The sequence below is a fragment of the Streptomyces sp. NPDC046915 genome (assembly GCF_040644935.1).
Classification (GTDB): Bacteria; Actinomycetota; Actinomycetes; order Streptomycetales; family Streptomycetaceae; genus Streptomyces.
In genome coordinates, this window is sequence record NZ_JBEYXB010000010.1 from 224,334 (window position 1) to 245,609 (window position 21,276).

Annotated in this window: 18 protein-coding genes; 12 read left to right on the forward strand and 6 right to left on the reverse strand. The window is 71.9% G+C overall.

What is annotated here, in order from left to right; all coding sequences use genetic code 11:
* The first annotated feature begins 63 nt into the window (after nt 1-63).
* Nucleotides 64-813, forward strand: coding sequence for a response regulator transcription factor (locus tag ABZ915_RS26355; protein ID WP_361807929.1), 750 nt, complete (start codon nt 64-66; stop codon nt 811-813).
* 2 nt (nt 814-815) lie between these two features.
* The gene (locus tag ABZ915_RS26360; protein WP_361807932.1) at nt 816-1,928 is read left to right on the forward strand and encodes a HAMP domain-containing sensor histidine kinase; all 1,113 of its coding nucleotides are present in this window, start codon (nt 816-818) and stop codon (nt 1,926-1,928) included.
* Between the two features lie 10 nt (nt 1,929-1,938).
* Here ABZ915_RS26360 and ABZ915_RS26365 read toward each other — a convergent pair whose 3' ends face one another.
* The 3 genes from ABZ915_RS26365 to ABZ915_RS26375 form a co-directional block, all read right to left on the reverse strand.
* On the reverse strand, nt 1,939-2,940 hold the full coding sequence (locus ABZ915_RS26365) for an NAD-dependent epimerase/dehydratase family protein (RefSeq protein ID WP_361807935.1): 1,002 nt from the start codon (nt 2,938-2,940) through the stop codon (nt 1,939-1,941).
* 90 nt (nt 2,941-3,030) lie between these two features.
* Complete coding sequence (locus tag ABZ915_RS26370) at nt 3,031-3,612, reverse strand: hypothetical protein (protein WP_361807938.1); 582 nt, start codon at nt 3,610-3,612, stop codon at nt 3,031-3,033.
* Between the two features lie 99 nt (nt 3,613-3,711).
* Nucleotides 3,712-4,755 carry a LacI family DNA-binding transcriptional regulator gene (locus tag ABZ915_RS26375; RefSeq protein WP_361807941.1) on the reverse strand — a complete coding sequence of 348 codons (1,044 nt, stop codon included), beginning with the start codon at nt 4,753-4,755 and terminating at the stop codon, nt 3,712-3,714.
* Nucleotides 4,756-4,986: 231 nt separating this feature from the next.
* Here ABZ915_RS26375 and ABZ915_RS26380 point away from each other — a divergent pair, with 231 nt between their 5' ends.
* Genes ABZ915_RS26380 through ABZ915_RS26410 form a run of 7 tightly spaced genes read left to right on the forward strand, consistent with a single transcriptional unit; the run spans nt 4,987 to nt 14,703 of the window.
* Nucleotides 4,987-6,279: a sugar ABC transporter substrate-binding protein gene (locus ABZ915_RS26380; RefSeq protein WP_361807944.1), complete on the forward strand. Its 1,293-nt coding sequence runs from the start codon at nt 4,987-4,989 to the stop codon at nt 6,277-6,279.
* Nucleotides 6,280-6,285: 6 nt separating this feature from the next.
* On the forward strand, nt 6,286-7,179 hold the full coding sequence (locus ABZ915_RS26385) for a sugar ABC transporter permease (protein ID WP_361807947.1): 894 nt from the start codon (nt 6,286-6,288) through the stop codon (nt 7,177-7,179).
* Nucleotides 7,176-8,027: a carbohydrate ABC transporter permease gene (locus ABZ915_RS26390; protein WP_361807950.1), complete on the forward strand. Its 852-nt coding sequence runs from the start codon at nt 7,176-7,178 to the stop codon at nt 8,025-8,027. The genes ABZ915_RS26385 and ABZ915_RS26390 overlap by 4 nt, the downstream gene beginning before the upstream one ends.
* Before the next feature lie 39 nt (nt 8,028-8,066).
* Nucleotides 8,067-9,305, forward strand: coding sequence for a glycosyl hydrolase (locus ABZ915_RS26395; RefSeq protein ID WP_361808317.1), 1,239 nt, complete (start codon nt 8,067-8,069; stop codon nt 9,303-9,305).
* Nucleotides 9,302-11,299, forward strand: a complete 1,998-nt coding sequence (locus tag ABZ915_RS26400; protein ID WP_361807953.1) for an endo-beta-N-acetylglucosaminidase — start codon at nt 9,302-9,304, stop codon at nt 11,297-11,299. Before ABZ915_RS26395 ends, ABZ915_RS26400 begins: the two co-directional genes overlap by 4 nt.
* Before the next feature lie 27 nt (nt 11,300-11,326).
* Nucleotides 11,327-14,347, forward strand: coding sequence for a glycoside hydrolase family 38 C-terminal domain-containing protein (locus ABZ915_RS26405; RefSeq protein WP_361807956.1), 3,021 nt, complete (start codon nt 11,327-11,329; stop codon nt 14,345-14,347).
* A 47-nt stretch (nt 14,348-14,394) separates the two neighbouring features.
* Nucleotides 14,395-14,703 carry a protease inhibitor I42 family protein gene (locus ABZ915_RS26410; protein WP_361807959.1) on the forward strand — a complete coding sequence of 103 codons (309 nt, stop codon included), beginning with the start codon at nt 14,395-14,397 and terminating at the stop codon, nt 14,701-14,703.
* A gap of 28 nt (nt 14,704-14,731) precedes the next feature.
* Here the strand turns inward: ABZ915_RS26410 and ABZ915_RS26415 are convergent, their stop codons facing one another.
* The 3 genes from ABZ915_RS26415 to ABZ915_RS26425 form a co-directional block, all read right to left on the reverse strand.
* On the reverse strand, nt 14,732-15,250 hold the full coding sequence (locus ABZ915_RS26415) for a hypothetical protein (RefSeq protein ID WP_361807962.1): 519 nt from the start codon (nt 15,248-15,250) through the stop codon (nt 14,732-14,734).
* 28 nt (nt 15,251-15,278) lie between these two features.
* Nucleotides 15,279-16,388: a C1 family peptidase gene (locus ABZ915_RS26420; protein ID WP_361807965.1), complete on the reverse strand. Its 1,110-nt coding sequence runs from the start codon at nt 16,386-16,388 to the stop codon at nt 15,279-15,281.
* Nucleotides 16,389-16,765: 377 nt separating this feature from the next.
* Complete coding sequence (locus tag ABZ915_RS26425) at nt 16,766-17,467, reverse strand: FCD domain-containing protein (RefSeq protein WP_361807968.1); 702 nt, start codon at nt 17,465-17,467, stop codon at nt 16,766-16,768.
* Nucleotides 17,468-17,638: 171 nt separating this feature from the next.
* Between ABZ915_RS26425 and ABZ915_RS26430 the strand changes: the two genes are divergently transcribed.
* The 3 genes from ABZ915_RS26430 to ABZ915_RS26440 are packed head-to-tail and all read left to right on the forward strand — an operon-like array spanning nt 17,639 to nt 21,229.
* A complete protein-coding gene (locus ABZ915_RS26430) occupies nt 17,639-18,709 on the forward strand; it encodes a sugar ABC transporter substrate-binding protein (protein WP_361807971.1) in 1,071 nt (356 codons plus the stop codon).
* Entirely contained in the window at nt 18,706-20,208 is a 1,503-nt protein-coding gene (locus ABZ915_RS26435; protein ID WP_361807974.1) for a sugar ABC transporter ATP-binding protein, read from the forward strand. Before ABZ915_RS26430 ends, ABZ915_RS26435 begins: the two co-directional genes overlap by 4 nt.
* Complete coding sequence (locus tag ABZ915_RS26440; protein ID WP_361807977.1) at nt 20,201-21,229, forward strand: ABC transporter permease; 1,029 nt, start codon at nt 20,201-20,203, stop codon at nt 21,227-21,229. Before ABZ915_RS26435 ends, ABZ915_RS26440 begins: the two co-directional genes overlap by 8 nt.
* The last annotated feature ends 47 nt before the right edge of the window (nt 21,230-21,276 follow it).

Consider the following 21,276-nt stretch of genomic DNA (forward strand, 5'->3'; position numbering starts at 1 on the left):
GACGTCGGGGCCCGGCCGGGTCCGGCGGCGGCGCGGGCGGGGACGGGGTGCGAGGCTGGACGCATGCAGCAGCCGTACGAGTTCACGCAGGCGGGGACCCCCGCCGAGCCCCGGCCGCCCGCCGCCGCCCGGGTCCTGGTCGTCGACGACGATCCCACGGTCGCCGAAGTGGTCGCCGGGTACCTGGGCCGCGCCGGTTACACGGTGGACCGGGCCGACGACGGACCGGCGGCGCTCACCCGGGCCGCCGCGCACCGGCCCGACCTGGTCGTCCTGGACCTGATGCTGCCCGGCATGGACGGCCTGGAGGTGTGCCGCCGGCTGCGTGCCCACGGGCCGGTGCCGGTCATCATGCTCACCGCCCGCGGCGACGAGGACGACCGCATCCTCGGCCTGGAGGTGGGCGCCGACGACTACGTCACCAAGCCCTTCAGCCCCCGGGAACTCGTGCTGCGCGTGGAGTCGGTGCTGCGCCGCACCCGGCCCGCCGCCCAGGCGTCCACGCTGAGCTCGGCCGGCCTGACCCTCGACCCGGCCGCCCGCCGGGCCACCAAGAGCGGCTCCGAACTCGCCCTCACCCTGCGCGAGTTCGACCTCCTCGCCTTCTTCCTGCGGCACCCGGGGCGGGCCTTCGCCCGGGAGGACCTGATGCGCGAGGTGTGGGGCTGGGACTTCGGCGACCTGTCGACGGTCACCGTCCACGTCCGCCGGCTGCGCGGCAAGGTCGAGGACGACCCGGCCCGGCCCCGCCTGATCCAGACCGTGTGGGGCGTCGGCTACCGCTTCGACCCGCGGGGCCGGGAGGCGGACTGACCATGCACGACACCTTCCTCATTGCCCTGTACGCCTTCCTCGGCGCCGCGGCCACCGGGCTGGCCGGCGCGGCCGTGCTGCGGCTGATCCGGCGGCGGTCGCTCACGGCGTCGCTCGGCGTGGTGGCGGCGGTCGGCGTGTTCGCGATGCTCGCGGGCACCATGGCCGTGGCGCAGGCGATGTTCCTGTCCGCGCACGACCTGAGCGTGGTGACGACCGTCGTCGCGATGGCGGCCGTCGTGTCCCTGGCCACCGCCCTGCTGCTGGGCCGCTGGGTGGTCGCCCGCAGCCGGGAACTCGCCCTGGCCGCCCGTTCCTTCGGCGACCGCGGCGACTTCGCCGCGCCCGCCCACCCGGCCACCGCGGAACTGGACGAGCTCAGCCGCGAACTGGCGGCCACCAGTGCCCGGCTCGCCGAGTCCCGGGAGCGGGAACGCGCCCTGGAGTCCTCCCGGCGCGAGCTCGTCGCCTGGATCTCGCACGATCTGCGCACCCCGCTCGCCGGGCTGCGGGCGATGTCGGAGGCGCTGGAGGACGGGGTGGCCGCCGATCCGGCCCGCTACCTCACACAGATCCGCACCGAGGTGGAGCGGCTGAACGAGATGGTGGGGGACCTCTTCGAGCTCTCCCGCATCCACGCCGGGGCGCTGGCGCTGAGCCCGAGCCGGATCTCCGTGTACGACCTCGTCGGCGACGCCCTCGCCGGCGCCGACCCGCTCGCGCGCGAGCACGGCGTACGCCTCGTCGGCGACCGCGTCGAACCGGTGCCGGTCGAGGTGGACGGCAAGGAGATGAGCCGCGTCCTCGGCAACCTGCTGGTGAACGCGATCCGCCGGACCCCGGCCGACGGCACCGTCGCCGTCGCCGCCGAACGATCGCCCCAGGGCGTGGTGCTCTCGGTCACCGACGGCTGCGGCGGCATCCCCGAGGAGGACCTCCCCCGCGTCTTCGACACCGGCTGGCGCGGCACCCACGCCCGCACACCCCCGGCCGGCGCGGGCCTCGGCCTCGCCATCGTCCGCGGCATCGTCGAGGCCCACCAGGGCCGGGCCACCGTGCACAACATCCCGGGCGGCTGCCGCTTCGAGGTGACCCTCCCGGCTGCCGGGGCGTGAACGGTGTCCGTCACTCGCCGCCCGGCCGGGCCCGGGCGAACTCGCGCATGCCCTCCTCGAAGGAGGTCTCCGGTTTCCAGCCGAGTTCCGCTCGCAGCCGGGTGGAGTCCGCCGTGATGTGGCGGACGTCGCCCAGGCGGTACTCGCCGGTGACCACGGGCTCCGGGCCGCCGCAGGCCGCCGCCAGGGCGCGGGCCATCTCGCCGACCGTGTGCGGCTCGCCGCTGCCGGTGTTGTACGCCGTGAGCGTGCCGCCGGGCGGACTCGCCTCCAGCGCGGCCACGTTGGCGGCGGCCACGTCCCGTACGTGCACGAAGTCCCGCCGCTGGCGGCCGTCCTCGTAGACCCGCGGGGCCTCGCCGCGCGCCAGCGCCGAGCGGAAGAAGGAGGCGACGCCCGCGTACGGGGTGTCCCGGGGCATGCCCGGCCCGTACACGTTGTGGTAGCGCAGCGACACCGCCGACCCGCCGCCGGCCCGTGCCCACGCGGCCGCCAGGTGCTCCTGGGTGAGTTTGGTCGTCGCGTACACGTTCCGGGGGTCGGCCGGGGCGTCCTCGCCGATCAGGCCGGGCGCGAGACCGGCGCCGCAGAGCGGGCAGGCCGGCTCGAAGCGGCCCGCGTCCAGGTCGGCGACGGCACGCGGGCCGGGCCGCACCACCCCGTGCCGGGGGCACTCGTACCGGCCCTCCCCGTACACGACCATCGACCCCGCCAGGACGAGGCGCCGCACGCCCGCCTCCGCCATGGCGGTGAGCAGGACGGCCGTGCCGAGGCAGTTGCGGGAGACGTACTCCGCCGCGTCGGCGAACCCGGTGCCGAGACCGACCATCGCCGCCTGGTGGCACACGGCGTCCACGCCGGACAGGGCACGGGCGACCGCCGTCGGATTGCGCACGTCGGCGCCCGGATCCCGCCGCACGTCGAGCACGAGCGGCTCGTGCCCGCGCGCGGTCAGCGCCTCGACGACCTGGGACCCGATGAACCCGGCACCGCCGGTGACCAGTACACGCATGCGGCCAGGCTAGGTCCGCGAGGGCCGCTCACCGCACGAGCCGGGCCGCCGTGTCACCACTCCGTAAGACCGGGCGGAGGACCGCGCCGGTCAGCCGGTCAGACCGCCCCGGCGAGTGTCGACGCGCGCCCACTCGTCGTCCCACTGCCGCAGCCGCCGCCGCTCCAGACCCGCCCGAGCCAGCTGGGCCCCGCCGAACACGGCGGCGACCGTGCCGGTGGCGACCAGCGTGCCCGTCCACGCCGCCCGGAACCCGGCCTCGCCGGGCGACAGGGGCTTGGCGGTGACCCGTTCCCGCTGGTCCGTCCACACCGTGACCGCGGCGCCCGACTCCGTGCCGGGACGCACCTTCGCCCGGTCCGTGTGCACCGTGCCGTCCGGCGTCGTCCAGCGGACGGTGACCCATACCCGGCCGTCGTCGCCGGTCCGCCCCGAGGCGACATCGGGCGCCCGCCCCACGAGGACCGCCTGCACGGGGTGGCGCTGCTCCCACTGCCGGTCGAGCCCCCGGGCCACGGCGTTCGCCGCCACCAGCCCGGCGAGCACGCTGCCCACCAGGGCGGCCAGCCACGCCGCCAGCACGATCCAGGCCTCGACGACATCGCTGCGGCGCCTCAGTGAGTTGCGGCGCCACCGCCACGCCCACGGGCTTGCGTTTCGGGTCCTGGCCATGGTCACACCCCCTCGCGCGCACCGGCCGTCCGGCCCATCCATCCCAGTGTCCGCCCACCCGCCGTCCCGGGCACCCCCGGAGCTTGCGGCTCCCTGGTCCTAGGCCCGTGCCGCCCCCGTACTGTCCCTCCCGACCAGCCGGGGCACCGGGACCCGTACGGCCCGCGCCGGGCCCCCGTCCAGCAGCGCGGTCAGCTCGGTCGCCGCCGTGCGGCCGAACTCCACGCTGTCCCGGGACAGGGCGGACAGCCACGGCTTGACCATCCGGCACAGCGCCGAGTCCTCCCAGGAGACGACCGACACGTCCCCGGGCACCGAGAAGCCGAGCCCGGCGGCGGCGGCGACCCCGGCGACGGCCATCACGTCGTTGTCGTAGATCAGAGCGGTCGGTGCGGGGGAGTGGCCGAGGACCCGGCGGGTCACCGCGGCGCCCTGGGCGTCCGAGTAGTCGGTGGTCAGGGACCGCACCTCGGTCAGCCCGCGCCGCTCGGCCTCCGCCCGCAGGGTGCGTACCCGGCGCTGGGTGTGCGCGAGGCCGGGCAGGCCGGCGATGTGCACGATCCGGCGGTGGCCCAGGGCGGTCAGCTCGTCGACCACGGACGCCATCGCGCCCGCGTCGTCGGCCCATACGGCGGACAGGCCCGGATACCGCTCGTCCGGCGCCCCGCCGATCACCACGGCGGGCAGGCCGAGTCCGTCGAGCAGGTCCGGGCGCGGGTCGTCGGTGCGCGGGTCGACGACCAGCACCCCGTCCACCCGGTGCTCGGCCCACCAGCGCCGGTAGACCGCGCACTCCTCCTCGACGTCCTCGGCCACCTGGAAGAGCAGCCCGAGGTGCCGCTCGGCCAGCACCTCCTGGATGCCGGAGACCAGTTGCAGGAAGAAGGAGTCCACGCCCAGGGTGTGGGCGGGGCGGGCGAGGACGAAGCCGACCGTGGCCGCGCCCTCCCCGGACAGCGCGCGCGCCGCCGTACTGGGCCGCCAGCCCAGCTGCTCGGCGACCCGGCGCACCCGGTCCCGGGTCACCTCCGACACCCCGGGACGGCCGTTGAGCGCGAAGGAGACCGCGCTCTCGGAGACCCCGGCGCGCCGCGCGATGTCCTTCATCGTCGGCCGGCGCGCGGGCGACCTTTTGTCCGGCATGTTCCTCCATCCCCTTTCTTCGTCTTCTTCGGCGCAGGAGCTAATGCGCTTGAGTGCAGTAAGTCTAAAGCGCATTAGTGCCGCGTGGCCAATTCTCGCCAACTCGTCGCTGACCTGCACTAATGAGGGCCGGATTTCTTTAGTTCGGATGAATGCATTGACTTTATCCGAAGCGGCCGGGCATGGTCCTTCGCGTCACCGCCACCGAGGCCGCAAGGGAGCCGTGTCACCGTGCCCACATCCCGCAGAACCCTCGCCGCAGCCGTCGTCGTCGCCCTCGTCCTGCCGCTGAGCGCCTGCGGCTCGGGAGGCGACGACGGCGGATCGGCCGACGCCTCCGGCAAGATCGAGGGCGACATCACCTTCCAGACCTGGAATCTGCGCGCCAACTTCAAGTCGTACTTCGACTCACTGATCGCCGGCTTCGAGAAGCAGCACCCCGGCACCCATGTGAAGTGGATCGACCAGCCCGCCGAGGGCTACGCCGACAAGATCAGCGCCGACGCGGCCGGCGGCACCCTGCCCGACGTCGTCAACGTCTCCCCGGACCTCGTCGCCCCGCTCGCCAAGGCCGGCCTCGCACTCGACCTCGACAAGTCCGCCGCGAAGTACCGGAAGGAGTACCTGGCCGGAGCCTGGGCCGGTCACCGGATACCGGGCATGACCGGCACCTACGCCTTCCCCTGGTACCTCAACACCGGGCCGCTGTTCTACAACAAGTCCCTGTTCGAGAAGGCCGGCCTCGACCCCGACCAGCCCCCGAGGACGTACGACGACCTCTTCGCCGACGCCCTCCGGATGGCGAAGAAGAGCGACGGCAAGGTCGCCACCCTCGCGAACGTCCCCACCGTCGAGGACTTCGGGCGCTACGGCGTCGAGCTCATGAACAAGCAGGGCACCGCCTTCACCTTCAACGACGCCAAGGGCGTACAACTCCTCACCGAATACAAGGAGTTGTACGACGCCAAGGCCCTCGACCCGCAGGCGCTGACCGCCACGCCCGAGTCCTCCGGGAAGAAGTTCCTCACCCAGGCCGTCGCCATGAACCCCGGCAGCGCCCTCGACCTCGGCAACTTCAAGAAGCAGGCGCCCGGCCTGTACAAGAACATCGGCATCACCGACCAGATCACCAGCACCGGCCACGTCAACATGTACGTCATGGGCGTGATGGTCAACTCCAGGACCAAGCACACCCCGGCCGCCGTCGCCTTCGCGCACTACGTCACCGACGCCCGCAACCAGATGTCCTTCGCCAAGAAGGTCGCCATCTTCCCCAGCACCGCGGGCTCCCTCGACGACCCGTACTTCACCAAGGAGGACGGCAGCGACGAGACGCGGGTGCGGATCGCCGCCGCCAAGTCGCTGAAGAACGCAGTCAATTACACGCCCGTGCTGTTCAGCGAGCAGATGAAGACGGCACTGCGCAACGAGGTCGCCAAGGCGCTCCAGGGCAAGGAGAGCCCGAAAGCGGCTCTCGACAACGCTGTCAAGGCCTGCGACACGCTGCTCAAGCAGCAGGGATAGTGCGCGATGGCCACGTCCGCCGTCTCCCGGATACGGCGTCAACTGCCCTCCAGTCCCTGGCTGTTCGCCGCACCCGGGATGCTGATCACCGGTGCGTTCACCCTGTACCCGTTCCTCTCCACGCTGGCCGACGCCTTCACCGACCGCCGCACCCTCGTCCCGGGCCGTTTCGTGGGCCTCGCCAACTTCCGCGAGCTGCTGCACGACGACATGTTCTGGACCGGCCTGCGCAACAGCACCCTCTACGTCCTCGGAGTCGTCCCCGCACTGGTGATCCTGCCCCTGCTGCTCGCGCTGCTGGTGCGGAAGAACATCCCCGGCATCACCTTCTTCCGGTCCGCCTTCTACACCCCGGTCGTCGCCTCGATCGTGGTGGTCGGGCTCATCTGGGTGTGGCTGCTCGACGAACGCGGCCTGATCAACTCGCTGCTGGAGACCGTCGGGATCGGCCGGGTCGGCTTCCTCAGCGACCAGTGGCTGCTCCTGCTGAGCGCCATGGCCGTCACGGTGTGGAAGGGCCTCGGCTACTACATGATCATCTATCTGGCCGCGCTGGCCGATGTGCCGCGTGAGCTGCACGAGGCCGCAGCCGTGGACGGGGCGGGCGCGGTACGCCGCTTCCTGACGGTCACCGTGCCCGCGGTCCGCTCCACGATGGTCCTGGTCGGGGCACTGTCCTCGGTCGCCGCGTTCAAGGTGTTCTCGGAGGTGTACCTGATGGCGGGCCCGGCCGGCGGGCCGGCGGGCGAGGACACCACGCTCGTGATGCTCGTCCAGCGCACCGGCACCGGCCTGACCGGCCGCGTGGGCTACGCCTCCGCCCTCTCGGTCGTCGTCTTCGCCGTCACCGTCGCTCTGATGCTCCTCGTGCTGCGGGCCGACCGGAGGGACGAGACGTGAGCGTCACCGACGAGAACGGCCGCCGCATCCGGGCGTGGGAACTCGTCCTGCGCTACGTGCTGCTGCTCGCTGTACTCGCCCTGACCGCCGGCCCGTTCCTGTGGCAGCTGTCCACCTCGCTCAAGGGCCCGACGGAGGACGTCTTCAGCTCGCCGCCGAGGTTCCTGCCCAGCCACCCCACCCTGCACAACTATCAGCGGGTCGCGAACACCATCCCGGTGTGGGACTACGCCCTGAACTCCCTCAAGGTCGCCACCGCGAGCGTCGTGACCAACTGCGCCGGTTCGGCCCTGGCCGGCTACGCCCTGGCCCGGCTGCGCTACCGGGGCCGCCGCGTCGCCACCCTCGTCTTCGTCCTGGCGATGCTCGTGCCCGTGGAGGGCATCATCATCGCCCAGTTCACGACGATGCGGGAGCTCGGCCTCAACAACACCCTGATCGGTGTCGTCCTGCCCGGCTGTATCGGCGCCATGAACGTGCTGCTGATGCGCAACGCCTTCCGCAACCTGCCGTACGAGATCGAGGAGGCCGCCTACGTCGACGGCGCCAACGCCTGGCAGCGGTTCCTGCGGATCGCCCTGCCCTCGGTGAAGGGGACCGTCGCGGTCGTGGCGATCCTCGCCTTCATGGGCGCCTGGGACGACTTCCTGTGGCCGCTGATCGTGCTGAGCGACCCCGGCAAGTACACGCTGACCATCGGCCTCAACTACCTGCACGGCACCTTCGCCAATGACGAACGGCTCGTCGCCGCGGGCACAGTCATCGCCGTGGCACCGCTGATCGCGCTCTTCGCCTGTCTCCAGCGGTACTTCTTCCGCGGGGTGGGCGAGGGGGCGGTGAAGGGCTGAACCCACCCGAGTCCGAAGGACCGACACATGTCCCCTGCCGTGCGCTTCGGCGTCAACTACACCCCGAGTGAAGGGTGGTTCCACCACTGGCTCGACTTCGACCTCGACTCCGTACGCGCCGACCTGGACTCCGTCGCCGCGCTGGGCCTCGACCACATCCGGGTCTTCCCGCTGTGGCCGTACTTCCAGCCCAACCGCACACTGATCCGGCCCCGGGCCGTGGAACAGCTCGTACACCTGGTGGACGCGGCCGCCGAACGCGGTCTCGACGTCAACGTGGACGGTCTGCAAGGGCACTTGAGCAGCTTCGACTTCCTGCCCGCCTGGACCCGCACCTGGCACCGGCGCAACCTCTTCACCGACCCGGACGTCCTCGACGGCCAGGCCGCCTACCTGCGCACCCTCGCCGCCGCCCTCGCCGACCGGCCGAACTTCATCGGCATGACCCTCGGCAACGAGGTCAACCAGTTCTCCGCGGGCCCGCATCCCGACCCCGACCGGGCCACGTCCGACGAGATCGACGCATGGCTCGCGCGGATGCTCGCCGCCTGCGAGGACGGCGCCCCCGGCAGGCTGCACCTGCACGCCGAGTACGACGCCACCTGGTACCAGGACGACATGCCGTTCACCCCGGCCCAGGCCGCCCGGCACGGCGCGGTGACGGCCGTGCACTCCTGGGTCTTCGACGGCACCGCCCAGCGCCACGGCCGGACATCCCCGCAGACCGAGCAACACGCCGCCTACCTCGTCGAGTTGAGCAAGGCCTGGGCCGAGGACCCGCACAGGCCCGTATGGCTCCAGGAAGTGGGCGCGCCCGCCCCGCTGATCCCCGCCGAGCACGCGGCCGCGTTCGCCGAGGCGACCATCACCGCCGTACTCGACTGCCCCGACCTGTGGGGCGTCACCTGGTGGTGCTCCCACGACGTGAGCCGCGGCCTCGCCGACTTCCCCGAACTCGAATACGGCCTCGGTCTGTTGACCAACGACCGCAAGCCCAAGGACATCGCACGCGTGCTCGCCGAGGCGGCCTCCACGACGCCGCCGACCGCACGGAGCACAGCCCTCGTCGTGCCGTCCGACCCGGCACGGCGCGCCGGGTGCGCACCCGGCGGACCCGTCTTCGACGCCTACTTCCGGCTCGCCGCCGACGGAGCCCGCCCCACGACCGTCCTCGACACCCGCACGGACGACCAGGACCATCTGGCGGCACGCGGCATCACCGAAGTCGTCACTCCCGAACAGGTACTCCCCACCCCACCAGGAGGCACCCGCTCGTGATCCCCAGCAGACGCACCGTCCTGATCGCCGCCACCGCGGCGGCCTTCCTCCCCGCCCAGGCCATGGCCGCCGAGAAGACGAAGGAGGCCGCAACCCCGCCGTACGCCTCGTACTGGTACCCCGACTCGCTGCCCTCCGGCACCCCCGGCACCGGCATCACCTGGCGCAGCCTGAAGACCTGGAGCGCCGCCGACGACGCCGACCTCGCCTTCAACGCGGCCTCCGTGCCGCTCGCGGCCCGCTTCACCCCGACCCCGGCCAACACCACGGCCCGCTCCGGCCAGGCCCGCGTCCAGGCGCTGGTCTCCTTCGGGCCCACCTCGGCCAACCCCTCCCAGGGCTCGGCCACCGCCGACTACTACACGCTCACCCACTGGGCGTACCTCGACGAGCTGGTGTTCTGGGGCGGCTCGGCCGGCGAGGGCCTGATCCTCGCGCCCAACGCGCCGGTCGTCGACGCCGCACACCGGCACGGCGTGCCCGTCCTCGGCAACATCTTCCTGCCGCCCACCGCCTACGGCGGCCAGTTGCGGTGGACCCGCGACCTGGTGCAGAAGGACTCCGCCGGGCACCACCCGCTGGCCGCGCGACTCGTCGCCGTGGCCGCCGCCTACGGATTCGACGGCTGGTTCGTCAACGCCGAGACCGGCGGCGGGAACACCGCGCTCGGCACCGACATGCTCGGCTTCGTACGGGAACTGAAGTCCCTCGCGGCGGCGAAGGGGCAGCGGGTCACCTGGTACGACGCGATGACCGTGAACGGCACGGTGAGCTGGCAGGGCGCCCTCGACAGCCAGAACCAGGCGTTCTTCCAGGCCGCGGACGACATGTTCGTGGACTTCCGGTGGTCGGCGAGCAGCCTCGCCACGTCGGGGCGGACGGCCGGCCGAGTGGGGCGCAGCCGTTACGAGTTGTGGGCCGGCGTGGACGTCGAGTCCAACGGGTCCAACACGAGCGTGAACTGGGACGCGATCGTGCCGAGCAGCAAGGCGCACATCACCTCGGTCGGCTTCTACCGGCCCGAGTGGACCCGCAACCATCTGCCCGCCTCCCGGACTCCGGCCGACTTCCACGCCTCCGACGACCGCTTCTGGACCGGGCGGTCGCTCGATCCGTCGCAGCCGGACGGCACCGACACCTGGCGGGCGCCCGCCGTCTCGGTGGCGGACCGGTCGACGGTGACCGGGACGCCGTTCGCGAGCACGTTCAACACCGGGCACGGGCTGCGGTGGTACGAGGAGGGGGCGGTCACGTCGGACGCGGCGTGGAACCACCTCGGACTCCAGGACCGGTTGCCTTCACGGCGGTGGGTGGTGCGGACGCGGGGGCAGCGGCCGGCCGTCTCCTTCGATTTCGCGGACGCGTGGCGGGGCGGCAGCAGTGTGCTGGTGGACGGTGAACTGGACGGGCCGGCGGTCCTGGACGTGTATGCGACACGGCTGGCGATCGGTGGTGACACGGTGGTCGAGCTGACCCATCGCATCGACGCGGGCGATGTGAACGTCGAGCTCGCCGTCGCCACCGCCGAGCCGAGCGCGCCGGGTGGGACGCCTCCGTACACGTATCTGCCGGTGAACTCGGGCAACAGCTGGCAGACCGTGACCGTCCCGCTCACAGGCCTCTCCGGGACCGTCCACGCGCTCGGCGTGCGGCTCACCACGACCGACGGCCCGGTGAAGTGGCGCCTGGGCGGGCTCGCCGTCCGGGACACGGTCACCACGCCCGCCGCGCCGGCCGACCTGCGCGTCACCGCCGCGTCCGGAGGGGACCTGCGCCTCGCCTGGGCCGCCGCCCCCGGCGACGTACGTCACTACACGCTGCACCGCCTGCTGCCCGACGGCACCCGCCGCTTCCTCGGCGGCACCTGCCAGCGGGCGTACTACGTTTCCGGGCTCCAGCCCGAACAGGGCGAGCGAGCGGCACGGTTCGAGCTGCGTTCCGTAGGGGAGCTCTACACCTCGTCGGCACCCGTGGCCGTGACCCACCCCTGGTAACCGTCCCCCAGCCTTGGAGCACCCCGCATGCATGACGACCGCAGCCTGGTCGAAGCCCGCCTCAGGCGCGTCCTCGACGAGCGTGTCCGCCCCGCCGTGTACCCCGAGTCCGTGCCGCTGGAGGTCGCGGTGTGGCACGCGCCCGGCGAACCCGTACCCGTCGCCGAGGGCCTCGCGGCCGAGCCCGAGCCGATCGAGGTGGGCGCCCGGTGGGGTGCTCCCTGGGGCACCAGCTGGTTCCGGGTGACCGGGACCGTGCCCGAGGCCTGGGCGGGCAGGACCGTCGAGGCCCTGCTCGACCTCGGCTTCGACGAGAACATGCCCGGCTTCCAGTGCGAGGGCCTGGTCTACCGGCCCGACGGCACCCCGGTGAAGGGCCTCAACCCGCGCAACCAGTGGGTCCGCGTCGGCGCGCCCGTCGAGGGCGGCGAGGAGGTGCGGCTGCACATCGAGGCCGCCTCCAATCCCGTCATCCTCGACTACCACCCGTTCCTGCCGACCCGGCTGGGCGACAAGGAGACCGCGGGCGTCGAACCCCAGTACACCCTCGCCCGCATGGACCTCGCCGTGTTCGACGAGACCGTGTGGCGGCTGGTGACCGACCTGGAGGTGCTCGGCGAGCTGATGGCCGAGCTGCCAGTGGACTCCGTGCGGCGCTGGGAGATCCTGCGCGCGGTGGACCGGGCACTGGACGCGATCGACCTCCAGGACGTGGGCGCGACCGCGCAACAGGCCCGTGCACGGCTGGCGGACGTGCTGGCCGCCCCCGCCGTCCCCTCCGCCCACCGCGTCAGCGCCGTAGGGCACGCGCACATCGACTCGGCGTGGCTGTGGCCGCTGCGCGAGACGGTCCGCAAGGTGGCCCGCACCACCGCCAACATGACCGCCCTGATCGAGGACGAACCGGACTTCGTCTTCGCCATGTCCCAGGCCCAGCAGTGGGCCTGGGTGAAGGAGCACCGGCCCGAGGTCTGGGCGCGGGTGAAGAAGGCGGTGGCGGACGGGCGGTTCGTGCCGGCCGGCGGGATGTGGGTGGAGTCGGACACCAACATGCCGGGCTCGGAGGCGATGGCCCGGCAGTTCGTGCACGGAAAGCGGTTCTTCCTCGACGAGTTCGGCATCGAGAACCAGGAGGCCTGGCTGCCGGACACGTTCGGCTTCGCCGCGGGCCTGCCGCAGATCATCCGGGCCGCCGGTGCCAAGTGGCTGCTGACCCAGAAGATCTCCTGGTCCCGCACGAACACGTTCCCGCACCACACCTTCCAGTGGGAGGGCATCGACGGCACCCGGATCTTCACCCACTTCCCGCCCGTCGACACCTACAACTGCTCCATGAAGGGCAGCGAACTCGCCCACGCCGCCCGGAACTTCAAGGACAAGGGCCGCGCCCGCCACTCCCTGGCACCGACCGGCTGGGGCGACGGGGGCGGCGGCACCACCCGCGAGATGGTCGCCAGGGCGGCCCGCCTGCGTGACCTCGAAGGCTCGCCCACCGTCGTCTGGGAGACCCCCGAGGCGTTCTTCGCCCGGGCGGAGGCCGAATACCCCGACCCGCCGGTCTGGGTCGGCGAGCTCTACCTCGAACTCCACCGCGCCACCCTCACCAGCCAGGCGAAGACCAAGCAGGGCAACCGGCGCAGCGAACACCTCCTGCGCGAGGCCGAACTGTGGGCGGCCACGGCCGCCGTCCGCACCGGATTCCCCTATCCGTACCAGGAGTTGGACCGCATCTGGAAGACGGTCCTGCTGCACCAGTTCCACGACATCCTGCCCGGCTCGTCCATCGCCTGGGTCCACCGCGAGGCCCGGGCCACCTACGAGCGGCTCGCCGGGGAGCTGACCGGGATCATCGACGCGGCCCAGCGCGCCCTGGCCGGCGAGGGCACCACACCGCTCCTCTTCAACGCGGCACCGCACGCCCACCTGGGCGTCCCGGCGGGCGGCGCGGCCACACCGGTCACCGAGGGCCGCACCACGCTCGCACCCCGCGCCGGCGGCGGACACGTCCTGGACAACGGCCTGCTGCGGGTCGGGATCGACGGCCGCGGCCTGGTCGTCTCGGTGTACGACCCCGAGGCGGACCGCGAGACCGTCGCCCCGGGCCGCGCGGCCGGCCTCCTCCAGCTCCACCCCGACTTCCCGAACATGTGGGACGCCTGGGACGTGGACGAGTTCTACCGCCACACGGTCACCGACCTGACCGACACCGACGAGGTGGCCCCCGGCGAGGACGGCACCTCGGTGCGGGTCGTGCGGTCCTTCGGCGCCTCCCGCGTCACCCAGGTGCTGTCGTTGCCGCCGGGGGAGCGGCGGCTGGTCCTCGACACCGAGGTCGACTGGCACGAGACGGAGAAGTTCCTCAAGCTCGCCTTCCCCCTGGACGTGCACGCCGAACGGTACGCCTCGGAGACCCAGTTCGGGCACGTCCACCGCCCCACGCACACCAACACCAGCTGGGAGGCCGCCAAGTTCGAGGCCTGCAACCACCGCTTCGTCCACCTGGAGGAGCCCGGCTGGGGCGTCGCACTTGTCAACGACTCGACGTACGGCCACGACGTGACCCGTACGGTACGCACCGACGGCGACCGGGGTACGACCACCACCGTACGCGCGTCCCTCCTGCGGGCCCCGCGTTTCCCGGACCCCGAGACGGACCAGGGCGTCCACCGTTTCCGGCATGCGCTGGTGCCGGGCGCGTCCATCGGTGACGCGGTGCGCGAGGGATGGCGGATCAATCTGCCCGAGCGGCGGGTGACCGGCGCCGGGGAGGTGGCCCCGCTGGTGACGGTGGACCGGGACGCGGTCGTGATCACGGCGGTCAAGCTGGCCGACGACGGCAGCGGTGACGTGGTGGTCCGGCTGCACGAGGCGCACGGCGGCCGGACCCGGGCCACGCTCACGGCCGGGTTCGAGCCGGCCGGCGTCACCGTGACCGACCTGCTGGAGCGCCCGCTGGCCGACGCGGACGTCCCCGAGCCCGAAGGCCGGGCCGTCAGGCTGACGCTGCGCCCCTTCGAGCTGGTGACGCTCCGGCTGGCCAGGGCCTGACGCCCGGGGTACACCGGTAGGACCTACAGCCGAGGAGGTGCGGTCCCGTGGGCGAGGTGCACGTGTCGGCGCAGGACGAGGAGGTACGGGCGGGGCCGGGCGACGACATCGTGGTCCGGCTGCCCGAGAACGCCACCACCGGATACCGGTGGCACGTCGAGAGCCTCGACGGCGGGCTGGAGGTCGTGGCCGACGACTACGCGCCGCCGGGCGAGATCCTCCCCGGCGCCGGCGGCACGCGCGTGCTGCGGCTGCGGCCGGCCGAGGCCGGCGAGGCACGGCTGGAACTGGTGCTCCAGCAGCCCTGGGGCGACGACGTGGCCGACCGGTACGCCCTGCGCGTCACCGTCGAGTGACGCGCAGGGAGCCGCTGGAAGGGGGCGGCTAGAACAGGTAGATCTCGTGGACGAGGCCGTCCGCCTCCTCGCGGAAGGAGATCGGCCGGCCCGTCTGGCGGGCCTGGGAGGCCAGTGTCGTCAGGGCGGTGAACGCCCAGTCGCCGCCGTTGAAGATCTTCTTCCAGGCGCCGCCCTTGACGTGCAGGTAGGCGTTACGGGTCTGGTTGACGCACCACATGGCGTCGACGACCGCGTTCTGCGTCCAGGTGCCGGTGATCCCGGTGGCGGCCTGGGCCGCCGCGAACGCCTGGAGGTCGCCGCGGAGTTCGGGTGTGATCGTCGGCCGGGCCTCGCCGGCCGCCGTCTGCTCGAACCGGGTCACCATCACGTCACTGGCCGGCTTGCCCGGCGCGGTGAGCGCGCCGCCGTTCAGTCCCACGTCCACGCCCGGCGGGAGCAGAAGGGGCCGGCCGGCCTCGTCCTGCTCCACCGAGGAGCGGACCTCCTGGGTGGTGGGCGGCTGCTGCTGCGGCTGGTCCTTCGGACCGCGGTTCTGCGGGCTCATCTCGTACTCCCCTCTCCCTCTCCCGGTCTCACCAGGCGTAGATCTGCTGGACCGAGCCGTTGTCCTCGTAGATGCCGACCTTGGCGCCGCTCGCCTTGGAGGCGGCGAGTTCGGCGAGCATCGCCGCATCGGTCGCCCCGGCCGTGCCGTTGAGGCTGAGCCAGCCGCGCAGCTCGCCGTACGCCCAGACGTTGGCTTCGGCGTCGTTGCTCCACAGCGCGAGGATGCGCTGGTCGGGCAGCCAGTTGTGGATGACGGTGCCGAGCGCCGCCACGTTGTGCCAGATCTCGATGCCGCACTCGCCGTAGCCGATGCGGAAGAAGCCCTGTTCGCCCCAGCCCGGACCCCAGCTGTTCTTGCCGATCCAGCACTGCTGCGCGTCGTCGTAGCCGATCAGCGTGACGCAGTGCCCGCCCGCGAGGTCACCGGCCCGGTGCCGGTAGACGCCGCCCGCGTAGCTGAAGAAGTCCTGGTAGACCGTGAAGCAGGCGGTGATGGAGCCGTAGGTGGCGATGTTCTCCTTCATCGCCGCCGGGTTGTTGGTGACCGACTGCCAGGAGCGGATCCGCACCAGCCGGTTGGGCCAGTCGGCGTTGAGCTTCGAGGCGTCCTGGTCACCCGCCGTGTAGGGGAAGTACTCCTCGATGGTGATGCCGTGGTCGCGTGCCTGGTCGGCGAGGGGCTCGGGGAACCAGCCGTTGCCGCAGTTCCGGCCGGCCTGGCGGCCGTAGTAGTAGAACGCCTGGGCCTCGGACAGGTCGATCGCGAGGTTGGGCGCCCGGTAGCCGAAGCGCGTGACGTGCTCCATCATGCCCACGGTCCCGAAGGCCACACAGGAACCGCACGCGCCCTGGTTCTTGACCGGGGTCGTGTAGTTCACGCCGCCGATGTTGCGCAGGTCGAACGAGGCGGGCGCGCCCACGGAGTCGGCGGTGGCCGCGAGGGCGGCGGCGATGCTGCTCTGCCGCGCGTTCTCGATGGCGGAGCGGTCGCGCTCCTCGACGGGTACGCCGAGGCGCACCACGCGCTGCTCCTCGGTGAGCGCCGTCATGTTGGTCGTGGTCATGTGCCATGGATTGCCGGCCTGGTCGAGTACCGACCTGAGGTGGTCGAGGTCCAGTGGGTCGTTGACAGGCATGCCGAACCCTCCTTCGTGCTCGATGCGTTGGGCCCGTGCCGGCCGGCGGTGGCGGGCAGGGCGGAGCGGAACGCGGGCGCGTCCGTGAGACCGCGCGGGCAGACGTCGCCGCACGGTGTAGAGCGAAGAGTGAGGAATGAGGAGTGGTGAGACGGTGCCGACCGCACGCGGTGTCGGCTACGCGGGTGGGATCACGTTCTCTGAGAGGCTTTCACAGCAGTACCCCCGGTACCTGAGCGACAGCGTGGCACCCCCCGATGCCCCGCGGCTGTCGACTGTCAGCCAAGCAGAGAACCGGGGGGTCGGGAATACGACGGAATGCGGGTGTCGAAAGGGAGAGACGGCCCTCCCCTTGCACCGCCCGTGGATACGTCGGCTCAGGAACCCAGCTGCGCCCGCAGCCACTCCTCCACCTCGCCCACGTGCGCGGCCGCCGCGGCCCTCGCGGCCTCCGGGTCGCGGGCGGCCAGGGCGCGGTGGATGGCGGCGTGCTCGCGGCGGGTGCGGGCGAAGGCGCCCTCTTCCTGGTAGCCGCGCCAGACGCGGGCGCGGAAGGTGCGGGAGGACAGGCCCTCCAGGATGGCGGCCATGGTCTCGTTGCCGGCGGCGGCCGCGATCTCGCGGTGGAAGGCGAGGTCGTGGGCGAGTATCTCCTCCGGGTCGTCGGTGGCGTTCATCGCCGTCAGGTGCTTCTCGACCTCGGCCAGCTGGTCCGGCGTGATGCGGGCCGCCGCCAGGGCGGTCGCCGTGGACTCCAGGACCCGGCGCACCTCCAGCAGCTCCACCAGGCGCGGGCCCCGGGACAGGTCGGCGACCACCCCGAAGGTCTCCAGCAGGTCACCGGCCTGGAGCTGGGTGACGTAGATCCCGGAGCCGTGCCGGGCCTCCAGGACGCCCAGCACCGTGAGCGCGCGGATCGCCTCGCGCATCGAGCTGCGGGAGATGCCCAGCCGAGCCGCGAGATCGCGCTCGGTGGGCAGCCGCTGGCCCGGCTCGAGGCGGCCCTCGCCGATCATCACCTTGATCTGTTCGATGGCGCGCTGCGTCACCGTGCCCTTCTGCGGGGCCGTCTCGTCCACGCCGTTCCTCCACTCACCACTCACCGGGTGCGCCGCAGTCTAACCACCAGGTTGGTCGGACCACTACGACCCGGAACCCGGAAAATATGCCGCCGGAGGGTGTTCTTCCGGGGAAGTGGTCTGATAAGTATGCGGTCGTCTGCTCGAAGTCGCTCAACGAGGAGCCGTGAAATGCCCGGCAGAGAAGTGTGGAAGCGAAGCAGGTCCCGGATCGTCGGCGCGGTGGCCACAGCCGTCGGCGCCTCGCTCGTGCTCGCCGCCTGCGGCAGCACCAAGGACACCGGCGCCGGGAGCGCCGGGGGAGGCGGCACCGGCAAGGTCGGGGTGATCCTGCCCCTGCTGACCTCGCCGTTCTGGCAGTCGTACAACGACTACGTACCGAAGATGGCCAAGTCCGAGGGCGTCGAGACGCTCAAGACGGTCAATTCCAACAGCGATCCCTCGCAGCAGATCACCGACATCAACAACGAGCTCAACCAGGGCGTCAAGGGCCTGGTCGTCGCCCCGCTGGACAGCGCCGCCATCGAGGCCGGCCTCGACCAGGCCGAACGCAAGGGCGTACCGGTCGTCGCCGTCGACGTCGCGCCCGACAAGGGCAAGGTCGCCATGGTCGTCCGCGCCGACAACGTCGCCTACGGCGAGAAGGCCTGCGACTACCTCGGCGAGCACGTCACCAGCGGCAAGGTCGTGCAGATCATGGGCGACCTCGCCTCGGTCAACGGCCGGGACCGCTCCGAGGCGTTCCGCGCCTGCGTGAAGAAGAAGTACCCGAAGCTGAAGGTCCTGGAGATCCCCGCCAAGTGGGAGTCCGACACGGCCGCCTCGAAGCTCGACACGCTCCTCAACGCCAACCCCGACATCAAGGGCATCTACATGCAGGCCGGCGGCGTCTACCTCGCGCCCACCCTGCAGACCCTGAAGTCCAAGAGCATGCTCAAGGCGGCCGGCCAGAAGGGCCACATCGTCATCGTCTCCAACGACGGCATCCCGCAGGAGTTCGACGCCATCCGCAAGGGCCAGATAGACGCCACCGTCTCCCAGCCGGCCGACGCCTACGCCAAGTACGGCATGTACTACATCAAGGCGGCGATGAAGGGGAAGACGTTCAAGCCCGGCCCGACCGACCACGACTCCACGATCGTCAAGCTGCCCAGCGGCATCCTCGAGGACCAGCTGCCCGCACCCCTGGTCACCAAGGACAACGTCGACGACCCCAAGCTCTGGGGCAACACGGCCAAATGAGCACCCCACTCGTACAGGCGCGGGGCATCGTCAAGCGGTACGGCCCCACCACCGCCCTCGCCGACGGCCGGCTCACCGTACTGCCCGGCGAGTCCCACGCCCTGGTCGGCCGCAACGGCGCCGGCAAGTCCACCCTGGTCAACGTCCTCACCGGCCTCCAGGCACCGGACGAGGGCACGGTCCGCTTCGACGGCGAGCCCGCGCCCCCGCTCGCCGACCGGGACGCCTGGCGCCGCAAGGTCGCCTGCGTCTACCAGAAACCCACGGTCGTACCGGAACTGACGGTCGCCGAGAACCTGTTCATCAACCGGCAGCCCCTTGCCCGCGGTTTCATCAGCTGGCGCAGGCTCAGGGCCGAGGCCGCCGAACTCCTCGGCACCTGGGACGTGCGCGTCGACCCGGAGGCCCGCACCGCCGACCTCAAGGTCGAGGACCGTCAAATGGTGGAGATCGCCCGCGCGTTGAGCTTCGGCGCCCGGTTCATCGTCCTCGACGAACCCACCGCCCAGCTCGACAGCCGTGAGATCGAGCGGCTGTTCACCCGGATGCGCGCCCTCCAGGAATCCGGCGTCACCTTCCTGTTCATCTCCCACCACCTGCAAGAGGTGTACGAGGTCTGCCAGACCGTCACGGTGCTGCGCGACGCCCGCTGGATCGTCACCGCGCCCGTCGCCGACCTGCCCAGGGCGGCGCTGGTGGAGGCGATGGCGGGGGCGGTGACGGGGGAGTCCGCCGAGGGTCACCGGACCGCGCACGCCGCCGCGGCCGCCGAGGGCCCCGTGGTGCTCGACGTGCGCGGGCTCACCTCCGAGACGTACCAGGCAGTCGACCTGACCGTCCGCCGCGGCGAGGTCGTCGGGCTCGCCGGATCCAGCGGCAGCGGCAAGACCGAGCTGGCCGAAGCCCTCGCCGGACTGCGCACGCCGACGGCCGGGACCGCGCGGCTGGAGGAGGGGGACCTCCCCTTCGGCGACGTGCGGGCCACGCTGAAGGCGGGCGTCGGCTGCGTGCCCCGCGACCGGCACGACCAGGGCCTGGTCGCCGGCATGACCATCGGCGACAACACCACCCTCGGCGTCCTGGACCGGCTCGGCCGGTTCGGCTTCGTCGCCCCCGACCGCAAACGCGGTGTCGCCACCGACCTCATCGAACGCCTCGACATCCACGCCGAGGGCCCCGACCAGCCGGTCTCCGACCTGTCCGGCGGCAACGCGCAGAAGGTCGTCATGGCCCGCGCCCTCGCCCGGGACCCCCGGCTGCTCGTACTGATCAACCCCACCGCGGGCGTCGACGTGAAGTCCAAGGAGTCCCTGCTGGCCCGGGTGGACGGCGCCCGGGAGGACGGCACCGCCGTCCTCGTCGTCTCCGACGAACTCGACGACCTGCGCCGCTGCGACCGCGTCCTCGTCCTCTTCCACGGCCGCGTCGTCGCCGAACACCCGGCCGGCTGGCACGACCACGAGCTGATCGCCTCCATCGAAGGAGTGGACCATGGCTGAAACCAAGGCAGCTCCGCCGCTCGCCCCTCTCAGGGCTCCCGACCCGCGTGCCACCAAGGCCGTCCTGCTCCGCCGGGCCCGCGAACTTGCCCTCGTTCCCGCCCTGTTGCTGCTCATGGTGCTCGGCGCGGTGGTCAACGACTCGTTCCTCACCGAGCGCAACCTGATCTCCATCCTCGGCGCGTCCGCCGCGCTGGCCATGGTCGTGCTCGCGGAGTCCCTCGTCCTGATCACCGGCAAGTTCGACCTGTCCCTGGAATCGGTGGTCGGCATCGCGCCCGCCGTGGGGGCCCTTCTGGTGCTGCCGTCCGCGCAGTCCGGCTGGGGCACCGAACTCCCCGCCCCGCTCGCCCTGCTGGCGGTGCTCGTGGTGGGCGCGGCCGTCGGCGCCTTCAACGGCGTCCTGGTCGTCAAGTTCAAGCTCAACGCGTTCATCGTGACGCTGGCGATGCTGATCGTGCTGCGCGGTCTGCTGGTCGGCGCGACCAAGGGCAAGACGCTCTTCGGCATGCCGGACAGCTTCTACTCCCTGGCCACCAGCACCTTCCTCACCGTCCCGCTGTCGGTGTGGCTGGCCGCCGCGGCCTTCGCGATCGCCGGGTTCCTGCTGAAGTACCACCGCGTCGGCCGCGCCCTGTACGCCATCGGCGGCAACCAGGAGGCGGCCAGGGCGGCCGGCATCCGCGTGGAGCGGGTGATGCTCGGCGTGTTCGCCGTCGCCGGGGTCCTCGCCTCGGTCGGCGGGATCATGCAGACCGGGTACGTGGGCGCGATCAGCGCCAACCAGGGCAACAACATGATCTTCACCGTGTTCGCCGCGGCGGTGATCGGCGGCATCAGCCTGGACGGCGGCAAGGGCACCATGTTCGGCGCGCTGACCGGCGTACTCCTCCTCGGCGTCGTGCAGAACCTGCTCACCCTCGCCCAGGTGCCGTCCTTCTGGATCCAGGCCATTTACGGCGCGATCATCCTCGTCGCCCTCATGATCGCCCGCGTGACCACGGGCCGGGCGCAGGACTGACCCCGGCGCCCACGCTCCCCCCGGCCCACCTCACCCCTGACGGAAAG

What these genes read in the sequence shown, in the direction of transcription:
- ABZ915_RS26355 (WP_361807929.1), top strand. Translation starts at nt 64, where the DNA reads ATGCAGCAGCCGTACGAGTTCACGCAGGCGGGGACCCCCGCCGAGCCC.
- ABZ915_RS26415 (WP_361807962.1), bottom strand. Translation starts at nt 15,250, where the DNA reads ATGAGCCCGCAGAACCGCGGTCCGAAGGACCAGCCGCAGCAGCAGCCG.
- ABZ915_RS26430 (WP_361807971.1), top strand. Translation starts at nt 17,639, where the DNA reads ATGCCCGGCAGAGAAGTGTGGAAGCGAAGCAGGTCCCGGATCGTCGGC.
- ABZ915_RS26375 (WP_361807941.1), bottom strand. Translation starts at nt 4,755, where the DNA reads ATGCCGGACAAAAGGTCGCCCGCGCGCCGGCCGACGATGAAGGACATC.
- ABZ915_RS26420 (WP_361807965.1), bottom strand. Translation starts at nt 16,388, where the DNA reads ATGCCTGTCAACGACCCACTGGACCTCGACCACCTCAGGTCGGTACTC.
- ABZ915_RS26405 (WP_361807956.1), top strand. Translation starts at nt 11,327, where the DNA reads ATGCATGACGACCGCAGCCTGGTCGAAGCCCGCCTCAGGCGCGTCCTC.
- ABZ915_RS26435 (WP_361807974.1), top strand. Translation starts at nt 18,706, where the DNA reads ATGAGCACCCCACTCGTACAGGCGCGGGGCATCGTCAAGCGGTACGGC.
- ABZ915_RS26385 (WP_361807947.1), top strand. Translation starts at nt 6,286, where the DNA reads ATGGCCACGTCCGCCGTCTCCCGGATACGGCGTCAACTGCCCTCCAGT.
- ABZ915_RS26370 (WP_361807938.1), bottom strand. Translation starts at nt 3,612, where the DNA reads ATGGCCAGGACCCGAAACGCAAGCCCGTGGGCGTGGCGGTGGCGCCGC.
- ABZ915_RS26440 (WP_361807977.1), top strand. Translation starts at nt 20,201, where the DNA reads ATGGCTGAAACCAAGGCAGCTCCGCCGCTCGCCCCTCTCAGGGCTCCC.
- ABZ915_RS26360 (WP_361807932.1), top strand. Translation starts at nt 816, where the DNA reads ATGCACGACACCTTCCTCATTGCCCTGTACGCCTTCCTCGGCGCCGCG.
- ABZ915_RS26365 (WP_361807935.1), bottom strand. Translation starts at nt 2,940, where the DNA reads ATGCGTGTACTGGTCACCGGCGGTGCCGGGTTCATCGGGTCCCAGGTC.